Source organism: Geodermatophilus arenarius (assembly GCF_042654585.1).
GTDB classification, from domain to species: domain Bacteria; phylum Actinomycetota; class Actinomycetes; order Mycobacteriales; family Geodermatophilaceae; genus Geodermatophilus; species Geodermatophilus arenarius.
Map to the genome: position 1 here is coordinate 86,078 of NZ_JBHSGR010000017.1, position 18,009 is coordinate 104,086.

General features: G+C 76.2%; 17 protein-coding genes. 13 read left to right on the top strand and 4 right to left on the bottom strand.

Annotated features, from left to right (window positions below; genetic code table 11):
* Positions 1 to 16: 16 nt before the first annotated feature.
* Entirely contained in the window at positions 17 to 943 is a 927-nt protein-coding gene (locus ACFO3M_RS15680; protein ID WP_387990610.1) for an ABC transporter ATP-binding protein, read from the top strand.
* A complete protein-coding gene (locus tag ACFO3M_RS15685; protein WP_387990613.1) occupies positions 940 to 2,592 on the top strand; it encodes an ABC transporter permease in 1,653 nt (550 codons plus the stop codon). Before ACFO3M_RS15680 ends, ACFO3M_RS15685 begins: the two co-directional genes overlap by 4 nt.
* Here ACFO3M_RS15685 and ACFO3M_RS15690 read toward each other — a convergent pair.
* A complete protein-coding gene (locus tag ACFO3M_RS15690) occupies positions 2,589 to 3,356 on the bottom strand; it encodes an SDR family oxidoreductase (protein ID WP_387990616.1) in 768 nt (255 codons plus the stop codon). The two genes, ACFO3M_RS15685 and ACFO3M_RS15690, sit on opposite strands and share 4 nt — an antisense overlap.
* Before the next feature lie 63 nt (positions 3,357 to 3,419).
* On the opposite strand from ACFO3M_RS15690, the gene ACFO3M_RS15695 reads away from it, so the two are divergent.
* The 3 genes from ACFO3M_RS15695 to ACFO3M_RS15705 all read left to right on the top strand — a co-directional run bounded on the left by ACFO3M_RS15695 (position 3,420) and on the right by ACFO3M_RS15705 (position 7,660).
* Positions 3,420 to 4,646, top strand: coding sequence for an arginine deiminase (locus ACFO3M_RS15695; RefSeq protein ID WP_387990619.1), 1,227 nt, complete (start codon positions 3,420 to 3,422; stop codon positions 4,644 to 4,646).
* A gap of 96 nt (positions 4,647 to 4,742) precedes the next feature.
* Positions 4,743 to 6,227, top strand: coding sequence for an MFS transporter (locus ACFO3M_RS15700; protein WP_387990622.1), 1,485 nt, complete (start codon positions 4,743 to 4,745; stop codon positions 6,225 to 6,227).
* Positions 6,224 to 7,660 carry a M20/M25/M40 family metallo-hydrolase gene (locus tag ACFO3M_RS15705; protein WP_387990624.1) on the top strand — a complete coding sequence of 479 codons (1,437 nt, stop codon included), beginning with the start codon at positions 6,224 to 6,226 and terminating at the stop codon, positions 7,658 to 7,660. The genes ACFO3M_RS15700 and ACFO3M_RS15705 overlap by 4 nt, the downstream gene beginning before the upstream one ends.
* Before the next feature lie 59 nt (positions 7,661 to 7,719).
* On the opposite strand, the gene ACFO3M_RS15710 is transcribed toward ACFO3M_RS15705, so the two are convergent.
* Complete coding sequence (locus ACFO3M_RS15710; RefSeq protein ID WP_387990627.1) at positions 7,720 to 8,655, bottom strand: DUF5926 family protein; 936 nt, start codon at positions 8,653 to 8,655, stop codon at positions 7,720 to 7,722.
* Between the two features lie 57 nt (positions 8,656 to 8,712).
* On the opposite strand from ACFO3M_RS15710, the gene ACFO3M_RS15715 reads away from it, so the two are divergent.
* From ACFO3M_RS15715 to ACFO3M_RS15735, 5 genes are all read left to right on the top strand, one after another.
* On the top strand, positions 8,713 to 9,921 hold the full coding sequence (locus ACFO3M_RS15715; protein ID WP_387990630.1) for a cytochrome P450: 1,209 nt from the start codon (positions 8,713 to 8,715) through the stop codon (positions 9,919 to 9,921).
* Positions 9,921 to 10,583 carry a DNA alkylation repair protein gene (locus ACFO3M_RS15720; RefSeq protein ID WP_387990631.1) on the top strand — a complete coding sequence of 221 codons (663 nt, stop codon included), beginning with the start codon at positions 9,921 to 9,923 and terminating at the stop codon, positions 10,581 to 10,583. Before ACFO3M_RS15715 ends, ACFO3M_RS15720 begins: the two co-directional genes overlap by 1 nt.
* 93 nt (positions 10,584 to 10,676) lie before the next feature.
* Positions 10,677 to 11,213 (top strand): SigE family RNA polymerase sigma factor, encoded by a 537-nt coding sequence (locus tag ACFO3M_RS15725; protein WP_387990634.1) that lies wholly within the window; start codon positions 10,677 to 10,679, stop codon positions 11,211 to 11,213.
* Complete coding sequence (locus tag ACFO3M_RS15730; protein ID WP_387990635.1) at positions 11,210 to 12,151, top strand: hypothetical protein; 942 nt, start codon at positions 11,210 to 11,212, stop codon at positions 12,149 to 12,151. The genes ACFO3M_RS15725 and ACFO3M_RS15730 overlap by 4 nt, the downstream gene beginning before the upstream one ends.
* 49 nt (positions 12,152 to 12,200) lie before the next feature.
* Positions 12,201 to 13,817, top strand: a complete 1,617-nt coding sequence (locus ACFO3M_RS15735; protein WP_387990637.1) for a long-chain fatty acid--CoA ligase — start codon at positions 12,201 to 12,203, stop codon at positions 13,815 to 13,817.
* Here the strand turns inward: ACFO3M_RS15735 and ACFO3M_RS15740 are convergent.
* Positions 13,814 to 14,146, bottom strand: a complete 333-nt coding sequence (locus ACFO3M_RS15740; protein ID WP_387990640.1) for a rhodanese-like domain-containing protein — start codon at positions 14,144 to 14,146, stop codon at positions 13,814 to 13,816. The genes ACFO3M_RS15735 and ACFO3M_RS15740 overlap by 4 nt on opposite strands.
* Before the next feature lie 64 nt (positions 14,147 to 14,210).
* Between ACFO3M_RS15740 and ACFO3M_RS15745 the strand changes: the two genes are divergently transcribed.
* Positions 14,211 to 14,729: a PH domain-containing protein gene (locus ACFO3M_RS15745; protein WP_387990643.1), complete on the top strand. Its 519-nt coding sequence runs from the start codon at positions 14,211 to 14,213 to the stop codon at positions 14,727 to 14,729.
* On the top strand, positions 14,726 to 16,234 hold the full coding sequence (locus ACFO3M_RS15750) for a PH domain-containing protein (protein WP_387990646.1): 1,509 nt from the start codon (positions 14,726 to 14,728) through the stop codon (positions 16,232 to 16,234). The genes ACFO3M_RS15745 and ACFO3M_RS15750 overlap by 4 nt, the downstream gene beginning before the upstream one ends.
* Before the next feature lie 108 nt (positions 16,235 to 16,342).
* On the opposite strand, the gene ACFO3M_RS15755 is transcribed toward ACFO3M_RS15750, so the two are convergent.
* Positions 16,343 to 16,984 carry a response regulator gene (locus tag ACFO3M_RS15755; RefSeq protein WP_387990649.1) on the bottom strand — a complete coding sequence of 214 codons (642 nt, stop codon included), beginning with the start codon at positions 16,982 to 16,984 and terminating at the stop codon, positions 16,343 to 16,345.
* Between the two features lie 114 nt (positions 16,985 to 17,098).
* Here ACFO3M_RS15755 and ACFO3M_RS15760 point away from each other — a divergent pair, with 114 nt between their 5' ends.
* On the top strand, positions 17,099 to 17,845 hold the full coding sequence (locus ACFO3M_RS15760) for a sensor histidine kinase (RefSeq protein ID WP_387990652.1): 747 nt from the start codon (positions 17,099 to 17,101) through the stop codon (positions 17,843 to 17,845).
* Positions 17,846 to 18,009: the final 164 nt, after the last annotated feature.

Here is an 18,009-nt window from a genome sequence, read left to right on the forward strand (position 1 = left end):
CTGTAAGTTCACGGCCATGACGGCGATCTCCATCGCGGGACTGGTCAAGACCTTCGGCGCCACGCGCGCCCTGGACGGGCTCGACCTCGAGGTCGACACCGGTGAGGTGCACGGCTTCCTCGGCCCGAACGGGTCCGGCAAGTCCACGACCCTCCGGGTGCTGCTCGGCCTGCTGCGTCCCGACGCCGGCCGGGTCCGCCTGCTCGGCGGCGACCCGTGGCGCGACGCCGTGGCCCTGCACCGGCGCCTGGCCTACGTGCCCGGGGACGTGACCCTGTGGCCGACCATCTCCGGCGGCGAGGCCATCGACCTGATCGGGCGGCTGCGCGGCGGGCTCGACCCACGACGTCGCGCCGAGCTGCTCGACCGGTTCGACCTCGACCCGCGCAAGAAGGCCCGCACGTACTCGAAGGGCAACCGGCAGAAGGTCGCCCTGGTGGCCGCGCTGGCATCCGACGCCGACCTGCTGGTGCTCGACGAGCCTACGTCCGGACTCGACCCGCTCATGGAGGCGGTGTTCCAGGAGTGCATCCGCGAGGTCCGCGCCGAGGGCCGCACGGTGCTCCTCTCCAGCCACATCCTGGCCGAGGCCGAGGCCCTGTGCGACCGGGTCAGCATCATCCGGCACGGCCGGACGGTGCAGAGCGGCAGCCTCGGCCAGTTGCGGCACCTGACCCGCACGTCCGTCGTCGCCGAGACCGCTCGCCCGGCGAGCGGCCTAGCGGCGCTGCCGGGCGTCCACGACCTGCGGCACGAGGACGGCCGGGTCCGCTTCGACGTCGACACCGACGCGCTGGACGGCACCCTCAGGTACCTGACCACGCTCGGTGTCGTGGCCCTGACCAGCACGCCGCCCACGCTCGAGGAGCTCTTCCTGCGGCACTACGGCGACGAGCTGGCGGAGAACGGCGTCCCCTCCGGGTCCGAGGCGGTGCGGTCGTGACCACCCGGCTGTCGGAGGCCCCCGCCCGGCCGGTGCCGCCGGTGACCGGGACCCGGCCGTCGACCACCACGGGCACCGGCACGCTCCTCCGGTTCGCGCTGCGCCGTGACCGGGTGCGGCTGCCGGTGTGGATCGCCGCCGGCACGTTCCTGGTGGCACTGCAGTCGGTCTCGAGCCAGTCGCTCTACGACACCGCCGAGGCCCTGGCCGCCTACCGCGCATCCGTGGGCAGCAACGCGGCGACGATCGCCCTGGCCGGCCCGCCCGTGGGGCTCGGCACGGTGGCCGGGGCGGTCGCCTTCGAGATCTCCGCGACCGTGATGCTGGTCGCCGCGCTGATGGCGACGTCCACCGTCACCCGGCACACCCGGGCGGACGAGGAGGCCGGCCGGACCGAGCTGGTCCGGTCGGCGCGCGTCGGCCGGCACGCGCCGCTGCTGGCCGCCGTCCTCCTGTCGTCGCTGGCGTGTGCGGTGCTCACCGTCGCCGTCTGGACCGCCGCCACGGCGACCGGACTGCCGGCCGTCGGCTCCCTGTTCCTCGGCGCCTCGTTCGGGGCGTGCGGGCTGGTGTTCACCGGGATCACCGCCGTGGCCGTGCAGGTGACCGGACACACCCGGGCGGTCCACGGCCTGGTGGGTGGGCTGTTCGCGGTGTCCTTCGTGCTCCGTGCGCTCGGCGACGTCGAGGGCAGCTGGGTGGTCTGGACCTCGCCGATCGGCTGGGCGCAGGCCACCCACCCGTTCTCCGACGACGCCGTCGCACCGCTGGTGCTGTGCGCGGTCGTCGCCGTGGCGCTGGTCCTGGCCGGGTTCGCCCTGCTCGACCGCCGCGACCTGGGCGCCGGCCTCGTCCAGCCGCGGCCGGGCCCGGCGCACGCCCCGTGGTCGCTGCGCTCGCCGCTCGGCCTCGCCGTCCGCCTGCAGCGGGGGGCGTTCGTCGCGTGGACGCTGGGCCTGGCCCTGCTGGGGGTGGTGCAGGGCGCCCTCGCGGAGTCCGTCGAGACGCTGGTCGCCGGCAACGAGCAGGCGCTGGCCGTCTTCGGCGACCCGGACGTCGGCGAGCTGGTGGACGCCTACCTCGGCACCACGTTCGGCGTCACGGCACTGCTGGCCGGCGCCTACGCGGTCTCGTCGGTGCTGCGCGCCCGCGGCGAGGAGTCCGGCCAGCGCGCCGAGCCGGTGCTGGCGACCGCCACCAGCCGGTCCCGGTGGCTGGGCAGCCACGTCGCCGTCGCCCTGGCGGGCTCGGGGCTGGCCCTGACGGCATCCGGTCTCACCACGGGCGTCGTGCGGGTGGCGCAGACCGGCGAGGCGGCCGCCCTGGGCCGGATGGTAGGTGCCGCCGTGGCGTACGTGCCGGCGGTCTGGGTGGTCGCGGGCACCGCGGTGGCACTGTTCGGGCTGCTCCCCCGGGCGGCGACCGCGCTGGCGTGGACCGCCGTCGGCGTCTCCCTCGTCCTCACCCTGTTCGCCGGGTCGTTCGACTGGCCGGGCTGGGTCGGTGGCCTCTCCCCGTTCGGCTGGGTGCCCCTGATGCCGCTGGAGCCCTGGAACGCAGCCCCGGTGCTCGTGCTGACCGGGGTCGCCGCCGTCCTGCTCGTCGCCGGCTCCACGGGCTTCGCCCGCCGGGACCTGGCGACCGGTTAGAGGGTGGTGGCCCGGCCGCCGTCGACGGGGATGACGGCGCCGGTCACGTACGCCCCGGCCCGGCTGGCCAGGTAGACGACGACGCCGGCCATGTCGTCGGGGCGGCCGATGCGGCCCAGCGGCGAGCTGGCGGCGATCTCGTCGCCGCGGGCGGCCAGGGTGGCGGCCATCATCTTCGACTCGAACGGCCCCGGCGCGACGGCGTTCACGGTGATCCGCCTGGGCCCCAGCTCCTTGGCCAGGTGCCGGGTGAGCTGGTGCACCGCGGCCTTGCTGGAGGAGTACGAGTAGGTCGGCAGGACCGGCACGTGCAGCCCGTCGATGCTGCCGACGTTGACCACGCGGGCCGGGTCGTCGTCGGTGGCCGCGGCCTCGAGCAGCGGCAGCACCGCCCGGGTCAGGAAGAACGGCGCCTTGACGTTGAGGTCGAGGACCTTGTCCCACGCCGAGGCGGGGAAGGTCTCGAGCGGCTCGCCCCAGGTGGCGCCGGCGTTGTTGACCAGCACGTGCACGCGCTCCTCGCGGCGGCCGACCTCCTCGGCCAGCCGGACGCACTCGGCCTCGGTGCTGATGTCGGCGGGGATCGACTCCACCCTCCCGAACGCCGACAGCTCCGCCACCGCCTGCTCACCGGCCTCGGGCTTGCGCGAGCTGACGTAGACCGACGCCCCGGCCTGCAGCAGGCCGCGCGCCATCATCAGGCCGATGCCGCGGGTGCCGCCGGTGACGACGGCGACCTTCCCGGTGAGGTCGAACAGGTCCACGCGGTGCCTCCTCCTGTGGCGGTGCCGTGCGCCGGCCGGGCCACTGTGCCAGCCTCTCCCCCCGTGACCACCGCGGCCCCCAGTCCCCTCGGCGTGACCAGCGAGGTCGGCCCCCTGCGGACGGTGGTCCTGCACCGGCCGGGCGCCGAGCTGCGCCGGCTCACGCCGCGCAACAACGACCAGTTGCTCTTCGACGGCGTCCCGTGGGTGGCCCGCGCGCAGGAGGAGCACGACGCGTTCGCCGCCGCCCTCACCGACCGTGGCGTCGAGGTGCTCCACCTCGACCGGCTGCTGACCGACGTCCTGGACCACCCGACGGCCCGCGAGGAGCTCGTGGCCGCCGCCGTCGACGACCCGCGCCTGGGCGCCACCCTCCAGCGCACGGCCGCCGGCCACCTGTCCGGCCTCGCGGCGGACGACCTCGCCGGCGCACTCATGGCCGGCGTGGCGCACCACGAGCTGCGCGGCGGGCGGGGCCTGGCCTACGAGCTGATGGACCGGCACGACTTCGTCGTCCCGCCGCTGCCCAACCTGCTGTTCACCCGGGACTCGTCGGTGTGGGTCGGCGACCAGGTCGCCGTCACGTCGCTGGCGATGCCGGCCCGGCACCGGGAGAGCACGATCCTCCGCGCCATCGCCACGTACCACCCGCGCTTCGCCGGCGCCGAGCAGCTCTACGACTCCTCGCTCGAGCACCTCGAGGGCGGCGACGTCCTGCTGCTGGCCCCCGGCGTGGTGGCCGTGGGCGTGGGCGAGCGGACGACGCCGGGCGGCGCCGAGCGGCTCGCGCGCCGGGTGTTCGCGCGGGGGCTGGCGCACACGGTGCTCGTCGTCCCGATAGCCCAGGAGCGGGCGACCATGCACCTGGACACCATCGCCACGATGGTCGACGTCGACGCGATGGTCATGTACCCCGCGGTGGCGGACACCCTCGTCGCCTGGACGGTCACCGCCGACACCCCGCCCGACGACGCCGACACCACCGACCTCGTCGTCCGCGGCCCGGCGCCGTTCGTGGTCGCCGCGGCCGAGGCGATGGGCATCGACCGGCTGCGGGTGATCGACACCGGCCTGGACCCGGTCACCGCCGAGCGCGAGCAGTGGGACGACGGCAACAACACCCTCGCGCTGGCCCCGCGGCTGGCGGTGGCCTACGAGCGCAACACCGTCACCAACGCCGCACTCGAGGCCGCCGGCATCGAGGTGGTGCGGATCGCGGGCTCGGAGCTCGGCAGCGGACGCGGGGGGCCGCGGTGCATGTCGTGTCCCGTGTGGCGCGATCCGCTGTGACCCCTCCCGGACCGGCCGCGAGGTCCGTACGGTGCCGTACCGGGTCTCCTCCCCGGAGGTCCGGACGGGAGGACCCGCCGTGAGGGGCAGCAGGGCGTGACCGGCACGCAGACGCGGCGGCGCGGCGGCCGCATCGCGGGGCTCGGCGGGGGGCTGGTCGGCTGGCTCGTCTTCGTCGAGTTCACCAGCGGGGTGCTGCAGGGCTACTACGTCCCGCTGCTCACCGACGTCGCCCGCCACCTGGGCATCCACGACGCCGACGTGAACTGGCTCGAGGCCGCCCAGCTGATGACGTCCGCGATCGCGGTCCCGGTGCTGGCCAAGCTGGGCGACCTCCACGGCCACCGCCGGATGCTGTGGACCTCGGCGGCGGTGGTCGCGGCGGCCACCGTCGTGCTGGCGTTCGCGCAGGACTTCGGCGTCTTCCTGGTGGCCTGGGCGGTGCAGGGCGTCTACGCCGCCTGGCTGCCGCTGCAGGTGGCGCTCATCCACTCGCGGTCGCGCGGGCAGGCCGACGCGGCCGCCCGCACCCGCCGGGCGACGGGGCTGGTCGTCGCCGCGCTCCAGGCCGGCGCGATCGTGGGCGCGCTCGGCGGCGGGCAGGTCGGCGACGCGCTCGCCGGGCGGTTCTGGCTGGTGCTGCTGCTGCCGGGCCTGCTGGTGGCCGGCGTCTGCGTCGTCGTGCTCACCCGCGTACCCGAGAGCACCGACCGGCGGGCCGGCGACGTCGACGTCCCCGGGGTCGCCCTGCTCAGCGTGGTGCTGCTGGTGATCACGGGCGGGCTGAGCTTCGTCCGGGTCAACGGCGCCGGCGAGGTGTGGCCGTGGCTGGTGACCGCGGCCGGCGTGCTGCTGGTCGTGCCGTTCGTCCGGTACGAGCTGCGCCGCGCGGACCCGCTGGTCGACTTCCGCGTGCTGCGCTCCCCCAGCACGTGGCCGGTGCAGCTCACCGCCGGGCTGTTCGGGGTGAGCGTGCTCGGCGCGCAGGGGCCGCTGTCGACGTTCGCCCGCACCGACCCCGACACCTACGGCTACGGCCTGGGCCTGTCGACCAGCCAGGTGTCGATCGTCATCGGCGGCTACGTCGTCTCGATGCTGGTCGGCGCGAGCTCGTTCTCCCGGGTCTCCGCGGCCACCACGCCCAGGGTCACGCTGATCGGCGCCGCCACGCTCACCGGCCTGGGCTACCTGCTGCTGGTCCCGCTGCACGCCACGCTGCCGCAGGTCCTCGGGGCGATGGTGGTCGCCGGCCTCGGCTCGGGGGCGCTGGTGGCGGCGCTGCCCGCGGCCGCGGCGGCAGCGGCGCCCGCCGGTCGCACCGGCGTCGCGACCGGGTTGACCAACACGACCAAGGTGCTCGGCGGCAGCTTCGCCTCCGCCGTCTTCGCCGTCGCCCTGGCCGCCGGCGCGCCGGCCGCCGCCGACGGGTCCGAGGGCACCGCCGGGTCGCTGTCGGGCTACGTCACGGTCTGGGTGGTCTGCGGGGTGACGGCGTGGCTGGCCGCGCTGTCGCTGGTCTTCGTGCCGCGCCTGGCCTTCTCCGACCGGCCCGAGGCCGTGGGCGTGCGGGAGGTCGCGTGAGGACCGCCCCGCTCCTGCTCGGTGCCGCGGCCGCCGCCGGCGCCGCGGCCGCGCGGCGGGTCGCCCGCTTCCGGCCGGTCCCCGCGCCGGTCGAGCCGGCGGACGCCTCAGGTCTGGACCCCGACGCCGCCGCGGCCCGGCTGGCCGAGCTGATCCGCGTCCCCACCGTCTCCTCGCGCGACCCCGGGCAGGCCGACGCCGCGGCGTTCGAGCGGTTCCGCGAGCGCCTGGCCGAGCTCTACCCGCACGCGCACCGGGCGCTCGAGCGCGAGCTGCTGCCCGGCGGGTCGCTGCTGTACCGCTGGCGCAGCGGCACCGACGCACCGCCGCTGGTGCTCATGGCCCACCACGACGTCGTCCCGGTGACCGGCCAGGACTGGTCCCGCGACCCGTTCTCCGGCGCGGTCGAGGACGGCTGGGTGCACGGCCGGGGCGCCGTCGACGACAAGGGCTCGCTGGTGGCGGTCCTCGAGGCGGTCGAGTCCCTGGCCGCCGGGGGACACACCCCGGCACGCGACGTGTACGTCTTCTCCGGCAACGACGAGGAGGTCCTCGGCGTCGGCGCCCAGGAGGCGGTGGCCGTGTTCCGCGGGCGGGGCATCCGGCCGTGGGCGGTGGTCGACGAGGGCGGTGCCGTGGTGACCGGCGTCTTCCCGGGCGTGCCGGGGCAGATCGCCGTCGTCGGGCTGGCCGAGAAGGGGCTGCTCGACTGCGAGCTGGTCACCACCGACCCCGGCGGGCACGCGTCCTCGCCGACGTCGGGCGGTGCCCCGGCCCGCCTGGCCCGCGCGATCCTCCGGCTGGACGCCGCGCCGTTCCCGGCCCGGCTGCACGACGTCGTGCTGGCGATGGTCGACGCCGCGGGCCGCCACGCCCCCGGCGCCCACCGCGCGCTGTTCGCGCACGCCCGCCCGCTGCGGCCGCTGCTCGCGACGGCGCTGGCCCGGGCGAGCCGCGAGGCCAACGCGCTGGTGCGGACGACGGTGGCGGTGACCGAGCTCGAGGGCAGCAGCGCGCGCAACGTGCTGGCCACCCGGGCGCGGGCACACCTGAACGTCCGGATCGCGCTGGGCGAGACCGTGCAGTCGACGGTCGAGCGGCTGCGCCGGGTGGTCGCCGACGACCGCGTCGAGGTCCGGGTGCTGTCGGGCAGCGACCCCTCACCGGTCTCGCGGACCGACACCGAGGCCTACGCGGCGCTCGGGGCCGCGGTGCGGGCGGTGTACCCGGGGGCCGCCGTCGCGCCGTACCTGATGGTGCAGGCCAGCGACGCCCGGCACTTCGCGCAGATCAGCGACAGCGTCTACCGGTTCATGCCCTTCGACCTGTCCCGCGGCGAGCTCGACGCGCTGCACGCCGCCGACGAGCGGATCAGCGTCGCCGCCCTGCACCGGGGCGCGGTCTTCTTCCGGCACCTCATCACGCACCTCTGAGCGCGCTCGTGCTCTGCCCCCGGGGGTGGGCAGAGCACGAGCGGCGGCGGGAGGAGGCCCTACCGGAGCGTGATCTGGCGGGAGAGCAGGCCGGCGCGGGCGCGGCGCTCGTCGGCGGTCAGCGGATCGGTCACCGTCAGCGCCTGCTCCAGGCGGGTGGCGAACTCGGCCGCGGGGCCGGCCCACTCCTGCGCGGGGGTGTCGGCCGGCAGGTCCCACACCGGGACGACGAGCCCGTGCGCGCGGAAGGCGCCGGCGTACCGGGTCCCCTCGCCCAGCAGCAGCTGCTCGGACGCCGAGAGCCGGGCCAGCGCGTCGAGCAGCGGCTCCTCGGCCTCGGGCCGCACCCAGCGCAGGTGCGCCCGCTCGTTGCCCGGCCGCACCCAGTAGGCGGCCCCCAGGCCCTCCAGCCGCTCGGTCGGCAGCACCGCCTCGTTGGCCCGCTCCAGCCCGGCCTGCGCGGCGGGGTTCGGGTCGGTGCCCTCCAGCCAGAAGCCGAAGTCGGGGTGCACGGTGACCTCGAGCGGGACGGTGGGGTCGAGCAGCTCCTGCAGCCGCGGCCCGGCCGAGCCGGCCGAGCCGATCGGGCCCGGGTCGACCGGCGCGCCGGCCGGCGAGTCCAGCGCGGCGGCGAGCGCGGTGCCGATGTCCCTGCTGACGTCGTCGGAGGAGGCCTGCAGCTGGACGCCGAGCAGGATCTCGCCGTTGCTGCGGACCAGCGCCGGCGCACCGCCGGGCAGCACGCTGGCGAGGGTCACGTCGCGGCCGTCGGTGGTCCTCAGCGGCGCGGTGGCGGCGGGCACCAGCTCGCGCAGCGCCACCCAGTCCGGCTCGCCGGGCAGGCCCTCGAAGGGGCGGGTCACCGGGGGTGCGTAGCCCGAGCCGTGGCAGTGCTTGTACCGGCGGCCCGAGCCGCACGGGCACGGGGCCTTCGGGTTGATCCCACCCTCGACGGCGGCGGGCGCGGAACGGCGGCGGGTCGCGGAACGGGCCATGCGGCCCAGGGTATGTGGGGCCGGGACGGGGTCCCGCGGGCCATAGGCTTCGGCGTCGTGACCTCCCTGGCGGCACCGCTCGACCTCACCGACCCGGCCGTCGTCGCCGACCCCTACCCCGCCTTCGCCGCCGCCCGCGCCGTCGCCCCGGTCCAGTGGCACGAGGGCCTGCGGCTGTGGCTGGCGTTCACCCACGCCGGGAGCAACGCCGTCCTGCGGGACCGGCGGCTGGGCCGGATCTGGCGGGACCGGGAGCCGGAGGAGCGGTTCGGGCAGTTCAACCTCATCCACCGCAACGCCGTCCTCGAGATGGAGCCGCCCGACCACACCCGGCTGCGCCGGCTGGTCAGCGCGGCCTTCGCCCGCGGGCACGTCGAGCGGCTGCGCCCGTGGGTCGAGCACCTGGCCGGCGAGCTGGTCGACGGGCTGGTGGCGCGCTCCGGCGGCAGCGAGCCCGTCGACGTCCTCTCGGGGATGGCCGAGGAGCTGCCGGTCGCGGTCATCGCGGAGCTGCTCGGCGTCCCGGAGGCGGACCGGCCACTGCTGCGCCCCTGGTCCAACGCGATCGTGAAGATGTACGAGTACGGCCGGACCACGGCGGTCGAGGACGCCGCCGAGCGCGCCGCCGCGGAGTTCGTCGCCTACCTGCGCGACCTGGCCACCGAGCGCCGCCGCGCCCCCGGCGAGGACCTGCTGTCGCACCTGGTCACCGTGCGCGACGCCGACGGCGACCGGCTCACCGAGGACGAGCTGGTCACCACGTGCATCCTGCTGCTCAACGCCGGCCACGAGGCGACGGTCAACGTCAGCGGCAACGGCCTGCTCGCGCTGCTCGAGCACCCCGACCAGCTGGCGCGGCTGCGGACCGACCCGGCGCTCCTGCCGACGGCGGTCGAGGAGCTCATGCGGTTCGACTCGCCGCTGCAGCTGTTCGAGCGCACCGCGACCGCCGACGTCGAGGTCGGCGGCGTCACCGTGCGGGAGGGGGAGAAGGTCGCCGCGCTGCTGGGTGCCGCCAACCGCGACCCCGCCGTCTTCGCCGCCCCCGACACCCTCGACGTCGGCCGCCGCGACAACCCGCACATCTCCTTCGGCGCGGGCGTGCACTTCTGCATCGGGGCGCCACTGGCCCGCGTGGAGCTGCAGGCCTCCTTCGGCGCGCTGCTGGGGCGCACCAGCGACCTGCAGCTCGCCCGCCCGGCGCGGCGCCGTCCGGAGTTCGTCATCCGCGGCCTGGCCGAGCTGCCCGTCGTCCTGACCCGGTAGTGGCCGCGACCGCGGAGGTGCTCGGCCGGCTCCGGGAGCTGGCCGACCCGTCGCGGCTGGCCGGCATGGCCCGTCACGGCGTCGGCGGCGCGCAGACCCTCGGCGTCACGGTCGCCGAGCTGCGCACGCTGGCGAGGGAGCTGGGCCGCGACCACGCGCTGGCCGCCGGGCTGTGGGACTCCGGCGTCCACGAGGCCCGGATCCTGGCCGGCATGGTCGAGGAGCCGGCCGCGGTGGACGCCGCGCAGCTCGACGCGTGGGCGGCCGGGTTCGACTCCTGGGACCTGTGCGACCAGGTCTGCCAGAACCTCGTGCGGCACACCCCGTTCGCCTGGGACCGGGCGCTGGCGTGGAGCGGGCGGCCGGAGGAGTTCGTCAAGCGCGCCGGGTTCGCCGTCATGGCCGGGCTGGCGGTGGCGGACAAGGGCGCGGACGACGACCGGTTCGAGCCGTTCCTGCGCGCGGTCGCCGAGCGGGCCGACGACGACCGGCCGATCGTCCGCAAGGGCGCGAGCTGGGCGCTGCGGCAGGTCGGCAAGCGCAGCCCCGGCCTGCACGGCCGCGCCGTCGCGACGGCACGGGAGCTGCGGTCGGGCGGCCCCGGCGCCCGCTGGGTCGGCACCGACGCCCTGAGGGAGCTGGAGCGGCGTCCTCCGCGGTGACCGGGCCGTGACCGGATCGTGACCGGATGCGACTGGGGCGGGCCGGCCCTGCCGATGCGTCTCCAGGGTGGGACGGAGCGGCGAGGAGGACCGGTGGCAGCAGAGCAGGACGCGGAGTTCACCGCGTTCGTCAGGGACGCCGGCCCGGCGCTGCTGCGCACCGCCTGCCTGCTCACCGGCGACCGGCACCGCGGCGAGGACCTGCTGCAGACGGCACTGGCGCGCACCTACGCCCGCTGGGCGCGGGTGCGGGAGACCGACGACCCGACGGCCTACGTACGCCGGGTCGTCGTCAACAGCCACCTCAGCTGGCGGCGGCTGCTGAGCAGTGGCGAGCAGGTGGTCGAGTCGCTGCCCGACCGCTCCGACGGCCGCGACCTGCAGGTCGCGTACGCCCAGACCGACGAGCTGCGAGCCGCGCTGCTGCACCTGTCGCCGCGGGTCCGCACCGCTGTCGTCCTCCGCTACTACGAGGACCTCAGCGAGGCCGACACCGCCCGGCTCATGCGGTGCTCGACCAGCACCGTCAACAACCACGTCACCCGCGGGCTCGCCGTCCTCCGGACGCTGCTCGCCCCCGCCGGCCTGACCAACCCCACCGCGGCACCCGTGTCGAGGAGGTCCTCGTGACCGACGTCGAGTCCCACCTGCGCGCCCGGCTGGGCGCCGTCGCCGAGGACCTGACCGGCCCTGACGACACCGTGTCGGCGCCGGCGGCCATCGCCCGGTACCGGCAGCGCCGGAGGACCCGGGTCGTGCTGACCGCCGCGACCGCGGCCGTCGCCGCCGTCGTGGTCGCCGTCCCCGCCGCGGTGGGCGGGCCCGCACGTGGCTCCGGCGAGGTCGCCGGTGCGGACCGCACACCGGAACCCACTCCGACCTCCACCCCGGACCGTGAGGCCGAGCTCGCCGCTCGTGAGGCGGCCGCGCGCGCGGCAGCGGCGTCCCGGTCGGCGCAGTGGGCGGCCGAGGCCGCTGCCGCCCAGGCGGCCGCACAGCCCGAGCTCGACGCCGTCGTCTCGGAGCTCGGCGGCCCGGTCACGCTGGGCTCTCCGGCGGAGTGGGACCGGTGGCTGCCGGACGGCAGGCCGTACCCCGGCGACGACCTCGAGGACGACCTGTCCACCTGCCCGGTCCTGTCCGCCCGGCTCGGTGAGGTCACCGGCCGGGAGATGAGCTACTGGGCCGGGACGCTGCCCAACGGGCCCGCCGGGTGCACCTGGGTCCCCGTGCCCCTGGTGTACGACACCGTCGACCACGACACCGTGGTCAGCGTCGGCTTCCTCGCCGACGGGACGACCGTGGAGGAGTACGCCCGGGACGCGCGGCAGGGCCCCGGCCAGGGCGTCGCACCGTGCCCGCGGGCCGACGTGCCCTCCGCGCCCGGAGGTGCTCTGCTGCTGCGGTGCGAGTCGTCGGGCACGACCAGCTACACGCTCGTCGTGCCCGACACGCGGCTCGAGGGCGGGGTCTGGTTCCTGGTGGTCTCCACCGACGAGCGGGCGACGGCCCCCGCGGCCGACGTCCTCCCCGCGCTGGTCGAGGGTGTGACCGCCGCGTTCGGCTGACCGGCCGGCACCTGTGGATCGTGAGCGCGGTCACTGGCACGATGCCGCCATGCGCGGCCTCATGCAGGACTTCCCTCTCACGATCGACGCGATCTTCCGGCACGTCGAGCAGCACTACGGCGACGGGACGATCGTCACCGGCAGCCCGACCGGACCGGTGCGCAGCACCTACGCCGAGTGGGCCGATCGGACCCGCCGGCTGGGCGGGGTCCTCGACACCCTCGGCGTCAGCGAGGACGGCCGGGTCGGCACCTTCGGCTGGAACAGCCAGCGGCACCTGGAGCTGTACTTCGCCGCGCCGGCCACCGGGCGGGTGCTGCACACCCTCAACATCCGGCTGTTCCCCGAGCAGCTGACCTACATCGCCAACCACGCCGAGGACGAGGTGGTCTTCGTCGACCGCACCGTCCTGCCGCTGTTCTGGCCGCTGGTCGACACGATGAAGACGGTCAGGCACGTCGTCGTCATGGACGACGGCGGCGACAACGAGATCCCCGACGACCCGCGCGTCCTGGACTACGAGACGCTGCTGGCCGAGGCGCAGCCGGTCGACTTCCACGTCGAGGACGAGAACCGCGCCGCCTCGATGTGCTACACGTCCGGCACCACCGGCAACCCCAAGGGCGTCGTCTACAGCCACCGCTCGACGTTCCTGCACACGATGGGCGTGATGCAGCCGAACGCCTTCGGCCTCGGCATCCAGGACGTCGCCATGCCGGTCGTGCCGATGTTCCACGCCAACGCCTGGGGCATCGCCCAGGCCGCCCCGGCCGCCGGCGCCTCGCTGGTCATGCCCGGGCCGATGATGCAGCCCGAGGCGCTGGCGAAGCTCATCGTCGAGGAGGGCGTCACCTTCACCGCCGGCGTCCCCACCATCTGGCAGGGCGTGCTGCCGCACCTGGCCGGCAAGCCGCACAAGCTGCGCGACATCGGCTGCGGCGGCTCCGCGGTGCCCAAGGCGCTGTCGGAGGCCTACCGCGAGCAGGTCGGGCTGCCGATCCTGCAGGCCTGGGGCATGACCGAGACCCACCCGGTCGCCTCCTCCGGGGTCCTGCCCAAGCGGTACGCCGACGCCGACGACGAGACCAAGGCGGCCCAGCGCGCCCGCGCCGGCATCCCGTTCCTCGGTGTCGAGGCGCGCATCGTCGACGCCGAGACCCTCGAGCCGCAGCCGTGGGACGACAAGGCCACCGGCGAGCTGCAGGTCCGCGGCCCGTGGTGCGCGAAGGACTACTACAACCCCGACGCCGGCGTCGTCCTGACCACCGACGACGGCTGGATGCGCACCGGCGACGTCGCGGCGATGGACCCCTTCGGCTCCATCCGCATCGCCGACCGCACCAAGGACCTCATCAAGTCCGGCGGCGAGTGGATCAGCTCGGTCGACCTCGAGAACGCGATCATGAGCCACCCGAAGGTCAAGGAGGCCGCGGTCGTCGGCATCCCGCACCCGAAGTGGGACGAGCGGCCGCTGGCGTGCGTCGTCCTCAAGGACGGCGAGGAGGCGACCGAGGAGGAGATCCTCGAGCACCTGAAGCCGCTGGTGGCCAAGTGGTGGATGCCCGACGCCGTCGAGTTCATCGACGAGGTGCCCAAGACCAGCGTCGGCAAGTTCTCGAAGAAGGACCTGCGCACCCGTTTCGCGGAGTACGCGCCGAAGTCCTAGCGGACGAAGGGCGGCCGGCCGGTCTCGCTCACCAGGGGCCGGCCCGCCGCCTCCCACTCCCCCATGCCGCCGCCGACGTTCACCGCGTCGTAGCCGTTGAGGTTGAGCCACGCGGCGACCCGCGCCGAGCGCCCGCCGCTGCGGCAGACGACGTAGACCGGGTCGCCGTCGGGGACCTCGTCGAGCCGGGCCGGGACGTCGCCCATCGGGATGTGCGTGGCGCCCTCGGCGTGCCCTGCCACCCACTCGCCGTCCTCGCGGACGTCGAGGAGCACGGCGTCCTCGGGCACCTCGGCGGCGGACACGGTCGGGACCTGCTGGGGCATCATGCGCCCGATCCTCCCAGCCCCGGCGCAGGGACCCGGCCGCGCCGGGGGCTGGGAGGATCGGGCCGTGACGTCCGCTCCCCCCGCGCCCCCGGTCCGCGAGCCGGCCTGGTCGCTGTCGCGCTCGGCCATCTGGCTGTGGGTCACCCAGGGCGTCATCGGCACGCTCGTCTACGGCGTGCTCGTGGCGGTGCTCGTGCTGACCGTGCCGGCGTCGGTGGGCGGGCCGGTGCCGGTCCTGCGGTGGCTGCTGCCGGTGCTCCTGGTCGGGTACGCGGTGGTGGCGATCGGGGTGCGGCCCTGGATCCGCTACCGGGTGCACCGCTGGGAGGTCACCGCGGACGCGGTGCACACCCTCACCGGCTGGCTGAGCCGCACCTGGACGCTGGTGCCGGTCGCCCGGATCCAGACCGTCGACGTCACCCGCGGCGTGCTGCAGCAGCTCTACGGGCTGGCCAGCGTCGCGGTGCTGACCGCCTCGTCGCAGGGCACCGTCCGGGTGCCGCACCTGGAGGTCGCCGTCGCCGAGCGGGTGGCCGACGACCTGGCCCGCCGGGCCGAGCAGGTGCGGGACGAGGCCACGTGACGGACCCGGTCCTGACGGCGCCCGAGACGACCGCCCCTCGGCGCACCTCGCCGCTGGTCGTGCTCGTGCACACCGTCACCTTCCGCCAGGCCCGGCAGGTGGTGCCGGCGGCGATCCCCGTCGTCGCCGCGGTGGGCGTGGACGGGCCGGGGGTCGTCGTCGCGCTGGTCGTGGCGGTGACGGCGCTGTCGCTGCTGTTCGCCGCGCTGACGTGGTGGCGGACCACCTACCTCGACACCGCGTCCGCGGTGGTCGTCACGCGCGGCCTGCTCGCGCGGTCGGTGCGCACGGTGCCCAACGACCGGATCCGCGGCGTGGAGGTCGAGGCGCCGGCGCTGCACCGGCTGTTCGGGCTGGTCCGCGTCCGCGTCGACGCCGCGGCCGGCACGCTCACCGGCGGGGACGAGGAGGTCGTCGTCGACGGCGTCCCGCGGGCGGAGGGCGACCGGCTGCGGACCTCGGTGCTCACCCACCGGCGGGCCGCGGCGGTGTCCCCCGGCACGGACCCGTCCGCCCCGCCGCCGGAGGAGCCGGCCGAGCAGGAGCTGGCCCGGTTCGACCGGCGCTGGCTGCTGTACGCGCCGCTGGTCGCGAGCTACCTCGCCGTGCCGCTGGCCGCCGTCGGCGCGCTGTCGCGGCTGCTGCAGGAGCTGCCCCGGGACCTGCGCCCCGACCTCACCGGCCCCGACCTCACCGACGTCCGCGTCCTCGTCGTCACCGCGGTGGTCGCGGTGGTGCTGCTCGCGGTCGGGGCGGTCGCCGGGGCGGCGGTGGTCAACTGGGGCTTCCGGCTGGTGCGCCGCGGGGGCTCGCTGGTCGCCGTCCGTGGGCTGGTGACCCGGCGGCACACCGAGCTGGAGGTGGACCGGATCCGCGGCGGCACCCTCGCCGAGGGGTTGGGCATGCGGCTGGTGCGGGCCGCGCGGGTCAACGCCCTGGTCACCGGCCTGGGCGCGGCCAGCCGGCGCGGCCAGCTGTTCCCCCTGGGCCCGCGCGCGGAGGCGGTGCGGCTGCTCGGCCTGCTGGTCGACGACCCGGGCCCGCTGGCGCCGCACCCGCCCGCCGCCCGCCGGCGGGCGGTGGTCCGCGCGGTCGGCACTGGGCTGCTCGTCGCCGCGGCCGGGGCCGCGCTGACGGTCCTCACCGGCTTCTGGGGCGTGCTCGCCGCCGGGATCGTGCTCACCGTGCTCGGCGTGCCGCTGGGCCTCGGCCGCTACGCCGCGCTCGGCCACGCCACCGGGCCCGGCTCGTTCAGCGTGCGCAGCGGGCTGCTGGTGCGCGAGCAGGCGGTGCTGCAGCGGCGGGCCGTCGTCGGCTGGCAGGTCCGGCAGACCTGGTTCCAGCGGCGCGCGGGCCTGGCCACCGTCGTGGCCTGCGTCGGCGCGGGCAACGGCGGCTACGCCGCGGTCGACATGGCCGCCGACGACGTCGCGGCCTTCACCGTCGCCGCGTCGGGACCGTGGGCCGCGGCGCCCGGCACGGGAGCGCCCCGCCCGACCGGCTGACCGGGGAGGTCGCTGGCCCGTCGGGGCCAGGTCACCGGAACGCGGGAGTGTCGATCATCTGCCCGGGTAGCCCGGCGCTCGATGACCGCTGCCACGCGGTACGCCCGCTCAGCGCAGGCCGCCGCCGGCCCCCTTGCCGAGGCCGACGCGGCCGGCCAGCGCGGCCGCCTCCACGCGGGTGGCCACCCCGAGGCTGCGCAGCAGCGAGGCGACCAGCCGCTTGGCGGTCCGCTCGGACACGTGCAGCGTGGTGGCGATGTCGACGGTGCTCGTGCCGTCGGCCACCAGCCGCCACAGCCGGCGCTCGTCGCTGGTCAGCCGGTCGGCGACGGTCTGCTCGCCGGTGGGCGCGGCGTCGTCGAGCAGCTGGCGCAGCAGGGCCTCGGGGATGACCGACCAGCCGTCGAGCACCGACAGCAGCGGGCGGACGAGGTGCTCCGGATCCGCGGACTTCGGCAGGAAGCCCGCCGCCCCCGCCCGCAGCGCCTCGAGCGCCGCGTCGGCCTCGGCCAGCCCGGACAGCGCCACCACGCGCACCGCCGGGTCGGCCCGCCGGATGGCCGCGATGGCGCGCACGCCGCCCGGGGGCGGCATGTGGAGGTCCACGACGGCGACGTCCGCGTGGTGGCGGCGCACCAGCGCGGCGGCCGCCGAGGCGTCGTCGGTGGTGGCCACCACGCGCACCCGGCCCTCGCTCACACCGGGGAGCAGCAGGGACAGCCCCCGGCTGAACAACGGGTGGTCGTCCACCACGACCACGTCCACGTACGTCTGACGCCCAGCCCCGGCGTCGGTCGACCCCACGACCCTCCTCACCTGGCCCGATGCGTCCGCGCACCGGGCTCCCCGCACCCGGAGGTGCCCGTGACCCTGGCCCCCGACACACCCCGTACCGTCCGGCCCGGTTCCGGACGGCTGCTCACCGACCTGGCTCGCGTGGTGCGCGAGCACGTCGTCCGCGCCGCCCGCGGCCCGCGGCCGGGCCAGGAGCCGCCACCCACACCGGAGGGCGCGCTGCTGCGGGCGATGTGCCACGACATGCGCAGCCCGCTGGCCTCGCTGGAGGCGTTGCTCGGCTCGCTGGACCGCCAGCCCACCCAGCGCGAGGAGCTGCTGGAGCTGGCCCGCGCGCAGACCGCCCACCTGTCCTCGATGCTGCGCACCGCCGACGCCTCCGGCGGGGCGACGCGGCAGGCCCCGAGCGGCCGGCGGCTCGGCGACGTCGTCCGCGCGTCGGTGGCCGCCTCCGGGCTGCCGCCGCGGCAGCTCACCCTGGCGGTGCAGGAGTGCGCCGCCGGGGTGAACGTGGCCGACGCCCGCGTGCAGCGGATCCTCACGAACCTGCTGGAGAACGCCCACCGGCACGGCGACGGCGCCCCCGTGCTGCTCACGGCGGTCCACCGCGACGGCTGGGTCCGGCTGGCGCTCACCCAGGACGTGGCGCACCCGCAGCGGGTCGTGCAGTACCTGCGCCACGACTCGCCGCCGGTCGACCTCACGGGCCTGGGCCTGTGGTCGGTGCAGCGCCACGCGCACGACCTCGGGGGCGCCGTCGTCTGGGCCACCTCCGACGCCGGCCTCACCCTCTGCGTCCAGCTCCCCGACCGGTGAGGTCCCCCTCCTGACCGAGTCCCCTGACGTGAGCCGCCCCGCGAGGCGGCGCGAGGAGTGGGGCCCGGAGGCCGGACGACGTGGCACCGGAGGGCCACGGGACGGCACGGGCGGGCCACCCCGCGGGGGCAGATCCGGGGTGTCGCCGCAGCGGCGGCGGCGCG